Annotated in this window: 19 protein-coding genes; 13 read left to right on the top strand and 6 right to left on the bottom strand. The window is 69.4% G+C overall.

The window, feature by feature from the left end:
* Positions 1-108 precede the first annotated feature (108 nt).
* On the top strand, positions 109-1062 hold the full coding sequence (locus tag ACIBVP_RS21295; RefSeq protein ID WP_396107927.1) for an NAD-dependent epimerase/dehydratase family protein: 954 nt from the start codon (positions 109-111) through the stop codon (positions 1060-1062).
* Here the strand turns inward: ACIBVP_RS21295 and ACIBVP_RS21290 are convergent.
* The 5 genes from ACIBVP_RS21290 to ACIBVP_RS21270 form a co-directional block, all read right to left on the bottom strand.
* Positions 1048-1692, bottom strand: a complete 645-nt coding sequence (locus ACIBVP_RS21290) for a ScbR family autoregulator-binding transcription factor (protein ID WP_396108161.1) — start codon at positions 1690-1692, stop codon at positions 1048-1050. The genes ACIBVP_RS21295 and ACIBVP_RS21290 overlap by 15 nt on opposite strands.
* A gap of 76 nt (positions 1693-1768) precedes the next feature.
* Positions 1769-2404, bottom strand: a complete 636-nt coding sequence (locus tag ACIBVP_RS21285) for a ScbR family autoregulator-binding transcription factor (RefSeq protein WP_396107926.1) — start codon at positions 2402-2404, stop codon at positions 1769-1771.
* Positions 2405-2519: 115 nt separating this feature from the next.
* Positions 2520-3284 (bottom strand): BTAD domain-containing putative transcriptional regulator, encoded by a 765-nt coding sequence (locus ACIBVP_RS21280; protein ID WP_396107925.1) that lies wholly within the window; start codon positions 3282-3284, stop codon positions 2520-2522.
* A 284-nt stretch (positions 3285-3568) separates the two neighbouring features.
* Positions 3569-4372, bottom strand: coding sequence for a BTAD domain-containing putative transcriptional regulator (locus ACIBVP_RS21275; RefSeq protein ID WP_396107924.1), 804 nt, complete (start codon positions 4370-4372; stop codon positions 3569-3571).
* Between the two features lie 229 nt (positions 4373-4601).
* Entirely contained in the window at positions 4602-5597 is a 996-nt protein-coding gene (locus tag ACIBVP_RS21270; protein ID WP_396107923.1) for a bifunctional lysylphosphatidylglycerol flippase/synthetase MprF, read from the bottom strand.
* 155 nt (positions 5598-5752) lie between these two features.
* On the opposite strand from ACIBVP_RS21270, the gene ACIBVP_RS21265 reads away from it, so the two are divergent.
* The 12 genes from ACIBVP_RS21265 to ACIBVP_RS21210 are packed head-to-tail and all read left to right on the top strand — an operon-like array spanning position 5753 to position 16506.
* Complete coding sequence (locus tag ACIBVP_RS21265) at positions 5753-7345, top strand: aldehyde dehydrogenase family protein (protein ID WP_396107922.1); 1593 nt, start codon at positions 5753-5755, stop codon at positions 7343-7345.
* Position 7346: 1 nt separating this feature from the next.
* Positions 7347-8483, top strand: coding sequence for an acyl-CoA dehydrogenase family protein (locus ACIBVP_RS21260; protein WP_396107921.1), 1137 nt, complete (start codon positions 7347-7349; stop codon positions 8481-8483).
* A complete protein-coding gene (locus ACIBVP_RS21255) occupies positions 8483-9718 on the top strand; it encodes an aspartate aminotransferase family protein (protein WP_396107920.1) in 1236 nt (411 codons plus the stop codon). Before ACIBVP_RS21260 ends, ACIBVP_RS21255 begins: the two co-directional genes overlap by 1 nt.
* Before the next feature lie 12 nt (positions 9719-9730).
* Positions 9731-10195, top strand: a complete 465-nt coding sequence (locus ACIBVP_RS21250; protein ID WP_396107919.1) for a type II toxin-antitoxin system RatA family toxin — start codon at positions 9731-9733, stop codon at positions 10193-10195.
* Position 10196: 1 nt separating this feature from the next.
* Positions 10197-10640 (top strand): hypothetical protein, encoded by a 444-nt coding sequence (locus tag ACIBVP_RS21245; protein WP_396107918.1) that lies wholly within the window; start codon positions 10197-10199, stop codon positions 10638-10640.
* On the top strand, positions 10637-11572 hold the full coding sequence (locus ACIBVP_RS21240; protein WP_396107917.1) for a VlmB-like protein: 936 nt from the start codon (positions 10637-10639) through the stop codon (positions 11570-11572). The genes ACIBVP_RS21245 and ACIBVP_RS21240 overlap by 4 nt, the downstream gene beginning before the upstream one ends.
* The gene (locus ACIBVP_RS21235; protein ID WP_396107916.1) at positions 11569-12621 is read left to right on the top strand and encodes a beta-ketoacyl-ACP synthase III; all 1053 of its coding nucleotides are present in this window, start codon (positions 11569-11571) and stop codon (positions 12619-12621) included. The genes ACIBVP_RS21240 and ACIBVP_RS21235 overlap by 4 nt, the downstream gene beginning before the upstream one ends.
* 17 nt (positions 12622-12638) lie before the next feature.
* Complete coding sequence (locus ACIBVP_RS21230; protein ID WP_396107915.1) at positions 12639-12911, top strand: phosphopantetheine-binding protein; 273 nt, start codon at positions 12639-12641, stop codon at positions 12909-12911.
* Positions 12904-14130, top strand: coding sequence for a beta-ketoacyl-[acyl-carrier-protein] synthase family protein (locus tag ACIBVP_RS21225; RefSeq protein WP_396107914.1), 1227 nt, complete (start codon positions 12904-12906; stop codon positions 14128-14130). Before ACIBVP_RS21230 ends, ACIBVP_RS21225 begins: the two co-directional genes overlap by 8 nt.
* Positions 14127-15137 carry a fatty acid desaturase family protein gene (locus ACIBVP_RS21220; protein ID WP_396107913.1) on the top strand — a complete coding sequence of 337 codons (1011 nt, stop codon included), beginning with the start codon at positions 14127-14129 and terminating at the stop codon, positions 15135-15137. Before ACIBVP_RS21225 ends, ACIBVP_RS21220 begins: the two co-directional genes overlap by 4 nt.
* A complete protein-coding gene (locus ACIBVP_RS21215) occupies positions 15134-15622 on the top strand; it encodes a MaoC family dehydratase (protein WP_396107912.1) in 489 nt (162 codons plus the stop codon). Before ACIBVP_RS21220 ends, ACIBVP_RS21215 begins: the two co-directional genes overlap by 4 nt.
* Positions 15601-16506: a diacylglycerol/lipid kinase family protein gene (locus tag ACIBVP_RS21210; RefSeq protein WP_396107911.1), complete on the top strand. Its 906-nt coding sequence runs from the start codon at positions 15601-15603 to the stop codon at positions 16504-16506. The genes ACIBVP_RS21215 and ACIBVP_RS21210 overlap by 22 nt, the downstream gene beginning before the upstream one ends.
* On the opposite strand, the gene ACIBVP_RS21205 is transcribed toward ACIBVP_RS21210, so the two are convergent.
* The gene (locus tag ACIBVP_RS21205) at positions 16503-16880 is read right to left on the bottom strand and encodes a hypothetical protein (protein ID WP_396107910.1); all 378 of its coding nucleotides are present in this window, start codon (positions 16878-16880) and stop codon (positions 16503-16505) included. The genes ACIBVP_RS21210 and ACIBVP_RS21205 overlap by 4 nt on opposite strands.
* Positions 16881-16938: the final 58 nt, after the last annotated feature.

Below are 16938 nucleotides of genomic sequence, written 5' to 3'. Positions count from 1 at the left end.
CCCGACCAACCTCCCTCAGCTTAGCCCAGATTTCACGCGAACGGGGTCGAAAAAATACCGGGTGGTAGGTATTGTTCCTCACAACGACGCAGTTCGGAGGTTGGCAACATGCCCAGGAACGCGATCTTGGTGACCGGCGGGACCGGCTTCGTCGGGTCCCACGTCGTGCGCGCTCTCCTCGCCGAGGATACCCACGAGCGGCCCGAGATCCGCGTGCTGAGCCGTGGCGAACTCCCTTCCTGGATGGTCGATGCGGGCGTCACCGGTATCCGCGGCGACCTCTCCAACCCCGCCGACCTGCGCGGCGTCTGCGACGACGTCGTCACCCTCATCCACCTCGCCGCCACCGTCGGACGCGACGTCGCCGAGTGCGACTCGGTGAACACGGACGGCACACTCGCCGTCCTCGACCAGGCGCGCCGCGCGGGCACGAAGCGCGTCATCTACGTCAGCACGACCTCCGTCTACGGCAACGGTGTCCACCAGGGCGTGACCGAGTCACTACTCGCGCCCGCGCCGGTCTCCGCCGCCAGCCGCAGCAAGCTCGCCGCTGAACGCGCCGTCCGCGCTGTCGGTGGCATCGTCCTGCGTCCGCACCTCACCTACGGGCCGGGCGACCGGTGGTTCGTGCCGACCCTGTTGCGGTTGCTGGACAAAGTGCCCGCGTGGATCGACGGCGGCTCCGCGCTGATGTCCATTGTGTCCGTCCAGGACCTCGCCAAGGTGCCCGCCGCACTCGCCCGGCTGCCGTGGGGGCCGCGGCCCGGTGCGGTGTTCCACGTCAGCCAGCCGCGACCGGTGAGCGTGCATGCCATGGCACACAAGGTGTGCGCGCCGCTCGGGCTCACACTGCCGGAACACGACCTGCCGTCCGATGTGCACCGCGAGCTGACGCGCAGCGCCATCCCGAACATGACCGACCACCAGTTCTCGTTGCTCGCCGAGGACCACTGGTATGAGAGCACGCGCATCTGGCGCACTCTCGGTATCACGCCTACGGAGCTCGGCACCGCCGAGATCGACGACGCGGTCGGCTGGTACCGGACGCTACTCGCCGCCTAGCTTGCGCTGCTGCGTACCTTCCGGTCGCACCGCGACCAGCGCGGCGGACGTCGCGATGCCGGGAAGGATCGTGCGCCACAGTCCCTCGACGGTGGGCGCGATCTCGCCGTGGCGAATTCCGGTCCACCACAACATCTCCAGCCCGGACGACACCGCGAAAACGAGGGAGGCCGTCTCCTCGACATCGACCTCCGCACGGAGGTCACCGGCACGTTCCGCCGCGATCAGCAACGTTTCGACAGCCGCGAGCCATTCCTGGTGGAAATCCAGGAACGGGCGACCACGATGACCACACTCCCGAGCCGTACGGAACGACGCACGCACCAACGGCTCACACTCCAACCACCACGCCAACTCATGCGTCAAATCAACCAACGCCTGCAACGCAGGCAACCCCGCCCCCACCACCCCATACACCGCAGAACGCAACAACCCACACGCCTCAGCCTGAATCGCCCCACCCAACTCGTCCTTCGACGAGAAATGAAAATAAAAAGCCCCCTTCGTCACCCCCGCAGACCGCGACACATCCTCCAACGTCGCACCAGAAAACCCCAAACGATCAAACAACACAGCCGCGGAACGCACCAAGTGCAACCGCGTACTCTCCGACCTCGACTGCTTCGCCACCGTCACGCCCAGCGCGACGGAGCCGAGGGCACGGGATTCTCCACACCCACGAACATAGCGGACATCGGTGACATTCCTACCCCGCCGATCGGCCGGTTCCGGCGGGCCGCAACCGCCGCACCAACGCGGGTGCGGCGAGTCCGGGCAGTGCGAGTGACCACATCCCGGTGAGACTATCCCCCAGTGCGCCCTCGCGGATCTTGGCCCACCACAGCAATTCCATCCCGGCGGTCACGGTCACCACGAGCGTGACCGCGTGCTCGAGCTCCACGTCCGGCGCGAGTTCCCCGGCCCGCTGCGCCTGCCGCAGCAACAACTCGACCGCGACGAGCCACTCGTGGTGGAAATCCAGGAACGGGCGACCACGATGACCACACTCCCGAGCCGTACGGAACGACGCACGCACCAACGGCTCACACTCCAACCACCACGCCAACTCATGCGTCAAATCAACCAACGCCTGCAACGCAGGCAACCCCGCCCCCACCACCCCATACACCGCAGAACGCAACAACCCACACGCCTCAGCCTGAATCGCCCCACCCAACTCGTCCTTCGACGAGAAATGAAAATAAAAAGCCCCCTTCGTCACCCCCGCAGACCGCGACACATCCTCCAACGTCGCACCAGAAAACCCCAAACGATCAAACAACACAGCCGCGGAACGCACCAAGTGCAACCGCGTACTCTCCGACCTCGACTGCTTCGCCACGACAACGTCCCAGGGCCCGTGCGGACCGGGGGATCACGGCCCACAAACGACGACCGGAGCAGGGCGGGATTTTAACCGCCCTGCTCCGGTTGTGTGATTTGGTGGCACCAACTTCTCATCCCGTTCGTTCGAGCACCGTCTCGCTGCCGAACTCGGTGAGCCGTCGGTCCGACATCAGGATCGCGTGCTGCAGTCGGCGCAGGCTGGGCGACGGCTCGAGACCGAGCTCGTTGACCAGACCCGTGCGCATCCGGCGGTACACGTCGATCGCCTCGCCCCGGCGACCGGACCGGTACAGCGCCAGCATGAGGTGCGCGTGCAGCCCCTCGTGCGTGCGGTACCGACCGACGAGCCCGGCCAGCTCGCCGAGCAGCTCATGGTGCCGACCGAGCCGCAGGTCCGCGTCGATGCGGCGGTCGAGCACGTTGAGCCTCGCCTCCTCCAAGCGGTGTGACTCGACCTCGAGCAACGGCCCGGTCTGGACGTCCACGAGCGCCCGGCCCCGCCAGATGGCGAGCGCCTCGCTGAACTGACGGGACGCGGCCTCGAAGTCGCCCAGCTCACGCGCGCGGTGTCCCAACGCGGCCAACCGGTCGAACTCGCGGACGTCGACGCGCCCGCCCATCGTGTCCATGAGGTAGCCACCCGGGTAGGTGACGAGGACACGCTTGGCGTCGGTGGGTCCATCGGCCGGCGACTGTTCCAGCGCGGCGCCGATCAGGTTACGCAGGTGCAGGATGTAGGTCTGCACCGTGGTGTTGGCACTGCGCGGGATGTCTTCCCCCCACAGCTCCTCGAACAGCGACGCCATCGGCACGACCTGGTCGGCGTGCACCGCCAGCATCGCCAGCACCTTGCGCGGCTTCGCCGCGGTCGGCACGATCGAGGCAGCACTTTGGCGGGCGGCTAATGGCCCTAAAACCTCAATGTCCACGTCCTTCTCCTGTGGCGACGGTGACGAAGTGCCGACCCGGTGATCGACATCTACTCGTCTACTCCTCAAGACTACAAAACCGACCGCCCGGTTTGTCAATAGTTATCAGACCGCTCGGTCTTTTTATCTGAAGGCTGTCAGTCCGGCGTCAGCGCCAGTCACCCACAGCGACTCGAACTTGGCTTGACAGAGCCAAAAACGACGCAGCGTGCTACTCGTTCCGTCGACAACTACCGGCTCGCGACGGCACGCGGTGGCATCAGGTCAAGTGATGGATCATGGTTCAGGATCGCCTGCATCCGGTCCTGGAGCATCGTCGAGGGCTCCATGCCGAGCTCGTCGACGAGCCTGCGGCGCACGACGTTGTACTCCCGCAACGCGTCCGCCTGTCTTCCTGATCGGTACAGAGCCACCATCAGCATTTCCGCGAGCCGTTCTCGCCACGGATAGAGCATCGCCATCTTCTTGAGCTCGCTGATCACGCCACCCTGGATACCGGCGACGATGCAGGCGTGGAACTTGTCCTCGATCGCCGCGAGCCTGCTCTCCTCGTAGTGCAGGACGGAGCTGTGGCACAGCGGCCCGCCGGACACGCCCTCGAGTACCGGGCCGTCCCACAGCTCGAGTGCGTCGTGCAGAAGATCCCTTGCGCGCACGGGATCCGCGGCGATCGTGTTGTGCGCGCACGCGACCAGGTGCTCGAACAACTTCGCGTCGATTTCGTCTCGGTCGGCGTGGAGGATGTATCCGGTCGGCAGCGTCACCAGCCGTTCCCGCGCGAACTCCTCGCCGAACGTGGACTTGAACAGTTTTCGCAATCTGGTGATCAATGCCTGCAACGCGTTGTTGGCCTTCGCGAGCGGCCGACCCTCCCACAGTTCCTCGAAGAACTGCTCTTTCGTGACCACCTTGCCGGAATTGATCAACAACGTGGCGAGCAGCGTGCGCTGCCTGCCGCCCTGGATCGCGACCAGCCGCCCGTCCTTGACCAGCCCCACCGAACCGAACAACTTGAAGATCACCGTGTCTGCCATCGCCCCCGCCTCCTCGACGTCCGACGACGATGCTCAGACATGCCACTGACACGCCCGTGACAACCACCCCCACACACGAGCCACCCGCGAGTCACGCTCCCGAACCCCGCGAGTCGCGCCCCCAGACACAGCGAGTCGCGCGCGCGAACATAGCGAGTTGTACGTTTCGTGCACATGCCGTCTGCACGAAACGTACAACTCGGTGCGTGTGGGAACGCGACTCGCGGGGTCAGAGGGCGTTGGCGGCCTTGAAGACCTGGAGGAAGCCGTACAAGGACGCCCTGCGTTCGAAGGCCACGTACTCCGGGATCACCGCGTGGGGCGCCCATTTCTGCTTGTAGGCCAACTGCGTCGCCGCGGGGTAGACGGCGGCGCCACGTTCACCCAGCTGGGTCACCAGCCAGCGGAACCAGCGGCTTTCCGTGGCCGTCGCGTGGTCGTCGGACAGGCCGGTGAACGGGGTGAAGCCGAAGTGCAGCCACCGCGCGCCCTCCTCGCGGAACGTCGCCATCGCGGCCGCGTTCACCGCCTCCATGATTCCCGGCGTGCCGTCCGGGACCCGGCGGGACAGGTCGTGCAGCCAGCCGGGACGTGTGCCGTACGCCGGCGAGTACGACACGTACCCGGCCAGCTCGCCGTCGATCGTGCCGACGAACAGCCGCCGCGCGTGCTGGACAGGGCCGCCGTACTCCCCCACCAGGAACTCCAGCGGCTTGGCGTGCTTGCCCTTCGACGCGAGCCAGCGCGCGTCGAGCGCCCGCATGCGGTCGTCCCACTCCGGCTGCGGCACCTCACGCACGACCAGGCCCGCACGCGTCGCGCGCGCGATCTTGTTGCGCAGCTTGACGAACGGCCTGCCGCGCAACGTGAACCGCACAAGGTCCACCGCGTACGACGCGCCGACCTGGTTGACGGTGTAGCCCGCTGCCTCGTACACCGGCACGTCGTGCGCCTGCACCTGGACCGCGACGATCCGCTTGCCGTGCGCACGCGCGAACGCGCCGAACCGGTCCAGCAGGGCGGCGGCATCCGGGCCAACGGGGCCGCCGAACTGCACGAACCGCCTACCTGACACGCGGTAGGTGAGCACACCGTCGAGGCCGGGCACCGTGAAGTGGTGGTTGCCCGCGTTCAGCGCGAGAAAAGCGCTCGGATTGTCCGCGCCGGCCGCGATCGCCGTGTGGACGGAATCGAGCGACGACGTTTCCACCGCTATTGTGCCCATTCTTGATCCACCATCCGTATTCGCCTGTTATGGTCACGTCACCGCAGGTCATGCCGCAGGTGCCGACTCGATTATGAGTGCTCCACGAGTAGTGCAGGCATTTCCTTTAGGCACGTGTCAGCACCACATCAGCATTCGTTGTCAGACTCGAAATCGTGCCGCTCACCCATGTCTCGTACGTCGGTGGCGCCCACGTGGACTCCGGCCGGTACCTCTACACGGTCAGCACGCGGGCGCTGCTCGCCGACGTGTTCGCGGGCCTCACCCTCAAACGGAGGCTCGAGCAGGGCCTCGACTCCGACCGGGCCGACGACGTCGTCGGCCGAGTGTCCGTCGCGGACGCGGACACCGTCGCGGCGGCGACGAAAGCCGCGGCCGCGGCGGCACCGGTGTGGGCCGCGACCCCGCTCGCGACGCGGCTGCGGCTCGCCACCCTCATCCGGGACCGGTTGCGGGACAAGCACTCCGCGCTCGTCGACGTGCTCGTCGCCGAGGGCAGCCCGCGTGCGCTGGCGCGCTGGCAGGTGGCCGGGCTGCTCGAGCTGTTCAGCGACGAGACCCTCGGCTACTGCGCCGACCAGCTCCACCAGGAACGGGTCGTCGGCGGCCGCAGGCTGATCGTCCGGCGGGTCGCGGACGGCGTGGTGTGCGTGAACCCGCCGCAGAACGCACCGGCCGCCTCCGCGTTGTTCGGCATCACGCCGTTGATCTCCGGCAACGCGGTCGTCGTGCGCGCGCCACGCAGCGCCCCGCTCGGCGTGATGTACGCCCTTGAGGAGCTGGTGGTGCCCGCGCTGGCGGAACTGGACGCCCCCGCCGGAGTGCTCAACTTCTTCTGCGCCCGTCCCGGCCCCACACTGCGGGCCTGGCTCGACAGCCCCGACGTCGACGACATCTTCTACACCGGCGACGTCGAGCGCGGCCTCGAACTGGAACGCGAGTGCGTGGCCAGGGGCAAGAAGCCGATCCTGGAGCTGGCGGGCAACGACTGCGTGGTCGTGTGGGCGGACGCCGACCTCGACGGCGCGGTGGACGCGCTGACGGAGAGCTTCTACGGGTCCGGCCAGATCTGCATGGTGCCCAACCAGGTGGTCGCGCACCCGGCCGTCGCCGACGAGCTGTGCGCACGGCTGGCCGAGGCGGCGGCGCGGATCCGGCCCGGTTACCCGGACGAGGACGGCGTGCTGCTGTCCCCCGTTCTGCGCAGTGAACGGTTCTTCGCCCACGTCCGGGACGCGCTCGACCACGGCGCGACGCTCGTGCACGGCGCCCGCCGACTGGAGGTCGACGGCGAGCCGAGCGACACCGGCCCGTTCCTGGAACCGACCGTGCTGCGGGTCGACGGGTTCGCGCGTGCCCGCGAGATCGACGCCGTCCGGTCCGAGACGTTCTTCCCGCTGTTGCCGGTGATCGTCCCGGAGACCGACCGGCTCGACCACTACCTGACGTACGTCAACTCGAACCCGTACGGCCTGCGCAACTCACTGTGGGCGCGGGACGAGCGGGTGGTCGAGCGGTTCGTCGCCAACGTCCGCAACGGCGGCGTGCTCAAGGTCAACGACTCGCACATCGGCTTCCTGCCGTGGCTGCCGACGCACGGCGGCACCGGCCTGACCGGCGGCGCGTTCGGTGAGGCCAACTATCCCGTGCTGCGCAGCTCGCACCTGCAGGGCGTGTCCGTGGCGACCGGGGTGCGGCCCCGCGACGCGGTGTTCGGCGCCTACGACCAGCTGTTGGAGGGAGACTGACATGCAGTTCATGGAGGCGGACCGCAACGCCTGCGACAAGCTCCTGCCCGGGCTGCGGCAGCAGTTGGCGGAGCTGCCGCTCGCCGAGCTGGAGGCCGAGGGCAGCCCGGCGATCGAGATCTTCCGCGCGCACGCGGGCACGAACCTGATGGTGCCGGAGAGCTACGGCGGCCTCGACGCGTCCCCCGTGGACGCCGCCAGGGTGATCCGAGCGCTCGCCGCGCAGGCGCCGTCGATGACGGTGGCGACGATGATGCACCACTTCTCGCTCGGCACGCTGTTCGCGGTCGCCGCGCTGGTCGACGAGTCCGGGCTGGAGGACCTGCTGCTCAAGCGGGTCGTCGACGAGCGGTTGCTGGTGGCGTCCGGATTCGCGGAAGGCCGTACGGCGGACGGGATCCTGTCGCCGACCATGCGCGCGGAGGAGGTGCCGGGCGGGTACGTGGTGAACGGGTCGAAGAAGCCGTGCAGCCTGTCGAAGTCGATGGACCTGCTCACCGCGAGCGTCGCCGTCCCGCAACCTGACGGCAGTTCGGCGATGGGTCTGCTGATGCTGCCCGCCGACACGCCGGGCATCTCGATCCACCCGTTCTGGTCGACGTTCGCGCTCGCGGGCGCGGAGAGCAACGAGGTCCGCCTGACCGACGTCCTCGTGACGCCCGACCAGATCATCGCGCCCGATCCGGCACTGGCGGACGCGATGAACCAGCTGACCACGGTCGGGCTGATCTGGTTCCAGATGACCGTGTGCGCCACCTACACCGGCATCGCGTCCGCGCTGGTCGAGCGGGTGCTGCACCGGGCACGCGGCAGCATGACCGACCGGGCGGCGCTGGCCGTGAAGATCGAGTCCGCGGCCGCGCTCACCGAGGGCCTCGCGCGGCGGATCATGGACGGCGAGACCGACAACGACACGCTCGCCTCCGCCCTGGTCACCCGATACGCGGTGCAGGACGCCATCCTGACGGCCGTCAACCAGGCCGTGGAGCTGCTGGGCGGCATGGCGTTCATCGGTTCGTGCGACGTCGCGTACCTGGCGGCGGCGTCCCAGGCCATCGCGTTCCACCCGCCGTCGCGCGCGAGCACCGCGGGTGGGCTGCTCGACTACTACCAGGGCTACCCGATGGTGGTCACCTGATGGACGTGTCCACTCGCGACCTGACGCTCGTCAGGTACCGCAGGCACCTGTCGGGCGGCAGGGCGTCGCTCGGCGAGATGTTCGGCGGCGACGTCGAGGTGCACGCCAGCGGCGCGTGGGTGCGGACCAGGACGGGCCGTGAGCTGCTGAACTGCGGCGGCTACGGCGTGTTCATCACCGGGGCCCGGCACCCGCGCGTGCTGGCCGAGGTGCACGCCCAGCTCGACCGCAACCCGGTCGCCACCCGGCTGCTGCTGGAACCGCAGGCGGGCCTCGCGGCCGAGGCCCTGACGGCCCTCAGCCCGCCGGGTCTCGACCGCGTGCACTTCGCGTGCAGCGGCACCGAGGCCGTCGAGGCCGCGCTGAAACTGGCCCGCGCCAACGGGCGGCGGCACGTCGTCGGCATGGTGAACGGCTACCACGGCAAGACGCTCGGCGCGTTGTCGGTGACCGGGAAGCCCCTCTTCCAGCGCCCGTTCCAGCCGCTGCTCCCGGACGTGTCGCACGTGCCGTTCGGCGACCACGTGGCGCTGGCCGACGAGCTGACCAGGCACGGCCACGGCACCGTGTGTGTCGTCGTCGAACCGGTGCAGGGCGAGGCCGGGGTGGTCGTCCCGCCCTCGGGTTACCTGCGCCGCGTCGCCGAGCTGTGCCGCCGGCACGGGGCGCTCCTCGTGCTGGACGAGGTCCAGACCGGGCTCGGCAGGCTCGGCACGTGGTGGGGCGCGGACCGCGAGGGTGTGGTGCCGGACGTCCTGCTGGTCGGCAAAGCGCTCGGCGGTGGAGTGGTGCCGGTGTCCGCGCTGGTCGCCACCGACGAGGCGTTCGCACCGTTCGACCGCGACCCGTTCATCCACACGTCGACGTTCTCCGGCTACCCGCTCGGCATGGCGGCCGTGCGGGGCGCGCTGGCCGCGATCGAGGAGGACGACCTGGTCGGCCGGGCCGACCGGCTCGGCCGCCTGCTGTTCGACGAGCTGGGGCGCCTGCTGCACGACCTGTTCGGCGACCGGGTGGCGGCGCTGCGCGGCGCGGGGTTGCTCATCGGCGTCGAGCTGGCCGTCGACGGGCTCGCCGGCGAGCTGCTGCTGGAGCTGATGGCTGCCGGGGTGATCGCGAACCACTCGCTGAACTCCGACCGGGTCCTGCGGCTCACCCCGCCCGCCGTACTTGACGACCGTGAGGTCCAGTTCCTGCTCGACGCGTTCGAACGTGCCGCACGGGCGTTGCTGTAGAAGGAGGAGAGCGTGCGCGCTACCAGTATCAAGGTCCGCATCAGAACCGACGACGTGTCAGCCGCGCTCGCCGAGATCGCCGACTTCACGCGGTTCCCGGAGCTCGCACCTGACGTCCGTCAGGTAACGAGTGGTGACGGCGGCTCGGACTGGGTCGTGAACTTCCGGCGCGGGGTGATGCGCTGGCACGAGACCGAGACGGTGTCCACATCGGACCTGCGGATCGACTTCGCCCAGACCGACGGCGACTTCGCCGAGTTCCACGGCTCGTGGCGGCTGCGTCCGGTCATCGGTGGCGCACACGTGACGTTCGAGGTCACGTGGGACTTCGGCATCGAGTCGATGGCCGGGCTCATGGACCCGATCGCCGAACGAGTGATCAAGCGCGTGGTGTGCGACGTCCTGAGTGGACTGTTCGGCGAGGTCACCGTCCTCGAGGGCGGCGAGGCGCTCACCGACCTGGGAAGGGCAGCGTGAGATGGACGCGGTCAACCGCTTCGACACCAGGACGACGCACCTGTTGATGCGCCTGGAGAACCTGATCGCGCTGGGCGTGTGCGTGGCCCTGTTCGTGCTCCACATCGACGAGGTGCGCTGGCTGCCGGCCGTTCTGTTGTTCGTCTACATCGACGTGATCGGGTACCTGCCGGGCGCGCTGGCGTTCCACCGCTCGCCGACCAAGCGCATCCCGAAGGTGTACTACGTGCTGTACAACACGATGCACACGTTCTCGACGCAGTTCGTCGTGGTGGGTGCCTGGGTGCTGGTGTTCGGCTGGGAGTGGGCACTGCTCGCGATCCCGATCCACCTGTTCGGCGACCGGGCGCTGTTCGGCAACACGCTCAAGCCGTTCGCCGTGTCGTTCGAACCGGCGCCGCACCCCGCGTACGTCCGGTTCACGACCGAGGCGGTGGCGTCGTGAGCTGGGTGAGCGACTGGGACACCGCGCCCGGGCTCCTCGACGGGGCCATGAACCTGGAGATGACCGCAGAGGAGTGCGACCTGCGGTACTGGCTGCGGGCGGTCCCGCAGGGCACGCTCGCCGGACGGCCGGACGGGCACGACCCCGCGCTCACCCCGCCACCGCACATGCTCGAACCCGGCCCGCTGCGGGACGCGATCGCACAGGAGTACGCGTTCCGGTCGCTCGCCGAGGACAAGGCGGCACGGGCGCTCGCGTACCTGGTCGCGATCGCGCCGAGCACGCCGACCATGGAGTTCTACGCGACGCAGGTGCTCGACGAGGCACGGCACGCGATGGTGTTCCGCAACCACCTGACGGCCCTCGGGTTTCCGCAGGAGACCCTGCACACCGCGGCGGCCGCCGACGTCCGCGCGATCCTCGACCCGCTCGAGGAGTTCGGCCTCGAGGTCATGCGTGACAACGCGGACTTCGTCGGCGGCGTGGTCACCATGGCGATCATCCTGGAGGGTGCGCTCGCCCCGGCCGCCGAGCTGTCCGAACGCAAGTGGCGTCCACTCGACCCGGCCGCCGCGGAGATCGACCGCGGCGCTGGCATCGACGAGATCCGGCACCTGACCGTCGGCGCGGCGATCGCGAAGCAGTACCTCACCGAACACCCGTCAGCTTGCGACCGGGTCGCGGAGTTGATCGCGGCCGGGATGCGCATGTGGACGGTGCTGCCGGTGCACGACATGGTGCGCCGCCGCGAGCTGTTGTTCCAAAGAGGACTCGAACGGCACGGAGACCTCGTCGGCGACTACGAGGTGTGGCCGGGCAGGCGACTTGTCGACACGTCACCTGACGAGCGTCAGGCAATGGCGGACGAGTGGTCGCGCGAGATGCGGGAGTCCCGGCTCGCGTACATCGGGCTCGAGGGGGCGCTGTCATGACCGAAGCGGCCAGAGTCCTCCCGTTCCCCGAGACACCGCCGCCCGCGCGGGGCGCGTCCGCCGTGCTGTGCGGACTGGGCACCTGGCTGCCGTCGCGGGTGGTGACCAACGCCGACATCGCGTCCCGGCTGGACACGTCCGAGGAGTGGATCCGCGGCCGCACGGGCATCCGTGAGCGGCGGGTCGTCGACCCCGGTGTGTCCACATCGGACCTCGCGGTGGAGGCCGGGCAACGGGCGCTGAAGTCGGCCGACCTCGACCACGTCGACGCGGTCGTGCTCGCCACCACCACTCCCGACCACCCGTGCCCGGCCACGGCACCCGAGGTCGCGCACCGGATCGGGCTGGAGCGGGCGGCCGCGTTCGACGTCAACGCCGTGTGCACCGGCTTCCTGTACGGGCTCGCGTCCGGCGCCGGGCTCATCGCGACCGGTGTCGCGGAGCGGGTGCTGGTGATCGGCGCCGACACGTTCTCCACGATCGTCGACCCCGCCTCGCGCACCACCGCGGCGATCTTCGGCGACGGCGCGGGTGCGGTCGTGCTGCGGGCGGGCGCGCCGCACGAACTGGGCGCGCTGGGCCCGTTCGACCTCGGCAGCGACGGTCAGGACGCCGACCTGATCACGGTGCCCTCCGGCGGTTCGCGGCAGCGGTCCACCCACGAGCCGCCCGAGCCGGGCTCGGAGTTCTTCCAGATGGAAGGCAGGACCGTGTTCCGCAAGGCCATCTACCAGATGTCAGGTTCCGCGCAGAACGTGCTGCGCAAGGCCGGGCTCGGGCTGCGGGACGTGGACAGGTTCGTGATCCACCAGGCGAACATCCGGATCGTCAACGGAGTCGCCGACATGCTCGGCCAGCCGGTCGCCAAGTTCGTCCGCAACATCGGCGAGGTCGGCAACACCGCCGCCGCGTCCGTGCCGCTCGCGATGGCGTCGGCGTGCGAGAGCGGCGAGCTGCGCGCCGGGCAGCGGGTGCTGCTCGGCGCCTTCGGCGGCGGGCTCACCTGGGGGGCGACGTTACTGCGCTGGCCCGACATCGAGGCCATGTAAGGAAAGGAGGGTCCGCCATGTCCGCGTTTTCCCGGCTCTCGACGATCCTGGTCACCTACTTCGGCGTCGAGGAGGGCGAGGTGCGACCGGACGTCACGTTCGCGGAGCTGGACCTCGACTCGCTCGCGATCGTGGAGTTCGCGTTGGTCGCCGAGAAGGAGTTCGGCGTCGCGATCGGCGAGGACGAAGTCTCCCCGCACGCGACGATCGAGGACGCGCTCTCCTTGCTGGGCGCCAAGGGCGTGCCCGGCGCTGAGCCGGGGTTGCGGAGCGAACATCGTGATGTCTGACGACTTCCACGCCGCGGTCACCGGGCTCGGCCTGGTGACCCCGGCCGGGATCGGCGTCGACGAGAGCTGGCGCCGGATCTGCAAGGGCGAGTCCACCGCCGCGTACGACGAGGAACTCGAGGGCATGCCCGTCGACTTCACCTGCCGGGTGCCGGGTTTCGACGCCGACAAGCTGCTCGGCAGGCGCACGGCGTGGCGGCTGGACCGGTACGTCCACCTGGCGCTCGTCGCCGCGCGCGAGGCCGTCGCCGACGCCGACCTCGACCCGGAGGAGTGGGACGGCAGCCGCGTCGGGGTCGTGATGGGCAACGCGCTCGGCGGCATCGGCACGTTCGAGCGGCAGCACAACACGATGCTGGCCGAGGGAACCGGCCGGATGTCGTCGATGCTCATCCCGATGATGGGGGTGAACATGGTCGCCGGGTACATCGCGATCGACTGCGGTGCGCAGGGCCCGAACCTGGTCACCACCACCGCGTGCGCGTCGGCCACGACCGCCATCGGCACCGCCCGCGACCTGCTGCGGACCGGCCGGTGCGACATCGTGATCGCCGGTGGCACGGAGGCGGGCCTGACCAGGCCGGTCCTCGCCGGGTTCACGCGGATGGGAGCGCTCTCCGGCCGCGTCGACGACCCGCGGACCGCGTCGCGGCCGTTCGACGCGGACCGGGACGGGTTCGTCGCGGCGGAGGGCGCGGGCATCCTCGTGCTGGAGCGGGTCGAGCACGCGGAGGCACGCGGGGCGCGGATCCGCGCGCGGGTCAGCGGGTACGGCGCGTCGGCCGACGCACACCACGCGACCGCGCCGGACCCGACCGGCGCCGGGGTGTCGGCCGCGATCGGCGCGGCGCTCGCGGACGCCGGGCTCGGTCCGTCCGATGTGGACCACGTGAACGCGCACGGCACGTCGACACCGCTGAACGACGCCGTCGAGGCGAAGGTGCTGCGGCGGATGTTCGGTGACAAACCCGCGGTGACGTCGGTGAAGGGTGTCACCGGACACTCGCTGGGCGCGGCGGGCGCGATCGAGGCGGCGTGCGCGGTGCTGTCGATCGAGCAGAACATGGTGCCGCCGACCGCCAACCTGGACAGCCAGGACAACAGCGTCGACGTGGACGTGGTCCGCGACAAGCCACGCCGCATGCCGGTGAACGCGGCGACGAGCAACTCGTTCGGCTTCGGCGGCCAGAACGCGGTGCTGGTGCTGACCGCGGCATGATCACGATCTCGCCGACGGGCACGTACCGTGAGCTGTCCGAGCTGGTCGACGACGCCGGGCTGATGGCGCCGCGACCGGACTACTACGCGTGGAAGATCGCCTCGAACCTGCTGCTGACCGCCGCGGTCTGGACGACGTTCTTCCTGGTCGGGGACTCGTGGTGGCAGGTGCTCGTCGCGGTGGCGCTCGGGCTGTCGTTCGTGCAGTCCGGGTTCCTCGGCCACGACGTCGGGCACCAGCAGGTGTCGCGGCGGCGCGGGCCGCGGTACGTGCTCGGGCTGATCCACCTGAACCTGCTGATCGGCGCCTCGTACGGGTGGTGGGTCGGGCACCACAACCGGCACCACAGCGACCCGAACAACCTCGACCGCGACCCGGACACCGTGCGCAGGCAGGTCATCTTCGACCCGTCCGAGCTGCCGGTGAAGGCACGGACGCCGTTCCGCCGGTTCGTGATCCGCTACCAGTCGGTGATGTTCTTCGTGCTGCTCGCCCAGGAGTCGTGGCGGGTGCACATGGCGGGCTTCCAGACCGCACGCGCAGGGGCGCTGCGCAGGCCGTGGCTCGAACTGGGCCTCGTCCTGGTGCACGCCGCCGCGTACCTGACAGCTGTCAGCTTGGTGTTGTCGTTCTGGCAGGCGGTCGTGTTCGTGCTGGTCAGCCAGACCGTGTTCGGGTTCTACCTCGGTGCGGTGTTCGCGCCGAACCACAAGGGCATGCCGGTGTACCGGTCGACCACGTCGCTCGACTGGCTGCACCGGCAGGTGCTCACGTCCCGCAACATCCGGCCGGGGTGGTTCACCGACTTCGCGTTCGGCGGGCTCAACTACCAGATCGAGCACCACCTGTTTCCTAGCATGGCTCGAGCGAACTTGCGATCGGTGCGGCCTATCGTGCGAAGGTACTGCGACGAGCACGGGATTCCGTACTGCGAGGTCGGCGTGCTCGCCTCCTACCGGGAGGTGGCGCGCTACCTCGGCGAGGTCAGCGAGGCGGCGAGATCATGAGGACGTTCTCCACACCGGGTGAACTGGTCGACGCGGCGGGCACGAGGCTGGGTGTGTCGCCCTACCAGACCGTGACGCAGCACGACGTCGACGTCTTCGCGGCGCTGACCGGCGACCTGCAGTGGATCCACATCGATCCCGAGCGTGCGCGGTCGGGACCGTTCGGCGGGCCGGTCGCCCACGGGATGTACACGCTGTCACTCATCGTCCCCCTGCTGTCCCAGGTGTACACGGTGGCGGGCGCGTCCGTGGTCGTGCACAAGGGGTTCGACCGGGTGCGGTTCGCCTCGCCGGTACCGGTCGGCGCGAAGGTGCGGGTCGTGGCGGACCTGACGACCGTCAAGCCGAGGGCGCGCGGGTTCACCGAGGCCGTGGTGGGGGTGGCCGTCGAGGTCGAGGGCGAGCAGTGGCCGGCGTGCACGGCCGCTCTGCGGCTGCTGTACCAGGAGGAGGTGCCGGAGAAATGGGTGCCGCTCGCGTCCTGATCGTCGCCAACCCGGCCGCGGGCGCCGTGACGCCCGCGCTGGTATGGGAGCTGGTGCGGGTTACCAGGCGTCAGGTAAGCCGCGTGTCGGTCCGGTGGACGACCGGGCCGGGTGACGCGTTCCGCATCGCCGAGTCCTGTGTGGACGACGTGCTGATCGCGGTCGGCGGTGACGGCACGGCGCGGGACGTGGCCGCCGGACTGGCGTCGGGCTGGTCCCGGGCCGCCATGCTGATCGTGCCCGCCGGTACCGCCAACTCCTGCTACCACACGCTCTTCGGCACGACACCGTGGCAGTCCACTGTGGCGGATGCGTTGCGGTCGCCGTCGGCGCGCCTGCTCGACCTGGCCAGGATCGACGACCGGCTGGTGTTCGCGGGCGCCAGCGCGGGGTTCTCGGCACGGGCCATCCATGAGGCGCGTGCGTTCACCTCCCACGCGGGCCCCGCGCGGTACCACGCCGCGCTGGTCAACCTCATCCCGCGCCACCAGCCGTATCCGGGGCGGGTGGTGGTCGACGGACGAACCGTCCACAGCGGACCGACGCTGCTCGCGAACGTCGGCGGCAGCCGGTTCCGCGGTGGTTACTTCGAGTTGCTCCCCCGTTCGGTGCAGGACGACGGGCTGCTCGACGTGTGCGTGCTCGACGGCGCGCACTCACCCGCGGAGATGATGGAGCTGACCCGAACCGGCGCCCACCTGGGCCGCCCGGGCGTGGTGTACGAGCGTGGCCGGTCGGTGCGGATCGAGCGCACGGACGGCCGTCCGCTGTGGTTCGAACACGACGGCGAGGTGTTGCCGCTCGACCGCGGCGAGTACACAGTGGACGTCGTACCCGCCGCGGCGCGCGTGCTGGCGGTGCGCTCGGCGGCGATGGCGGCCTAGTCCAGCTCACCCAGGCGTGGCTTGCGGTCGTACACACAGGTGATGCGCCGAAGCCTGCCGTCCTCGGCGAACAGGGCGTAGTCGACGCCGCCGATCGTGGCCGTGCCCGCCGGGTCGAGCATGGCCCAGGTGAAGCGAGCACGGTCCTTGTGGGTGAAGATGTCGCTGGTGCGGAAGAAGATCCGGTTCGGGTACTTCTCCTGGATGCGCGCCACGTTGTCGTTGATGGCGCTGTACCCGGTGACGTCGGAGCTTTCCGCGACGTACCGGCCGTCCTCGGTCCACGCCTCCACGATGAGCGTCCACCGCTTGTCCACATCGGACTCGTTCCAGGACGCGACGTAGGCGTCAACCTGTGCCTGGCGGTCTGTCACCGTTCCAGCCTTTCTGGGGATTCACCTTTCAGTTGTACAAGCTGACACCCGTCAGGTA

The sequence above is a fragment of the Actinophytocola sp. NPDC049390 genome, from assembly GCF_044466355.1.
In the GTDB taxonomy this organism is placed as follows: domain Bacteria; phylum Actinomycetota; class Actinomycetes; order Mycobacteriales; family Pseudonocardiaceae; genus Actinophytocola.
The sequence above is the reverse complement of the archived record's forward strand: the minus strand, read 5'-3'. Positions and strand labels throughout refer to the sequence as shown.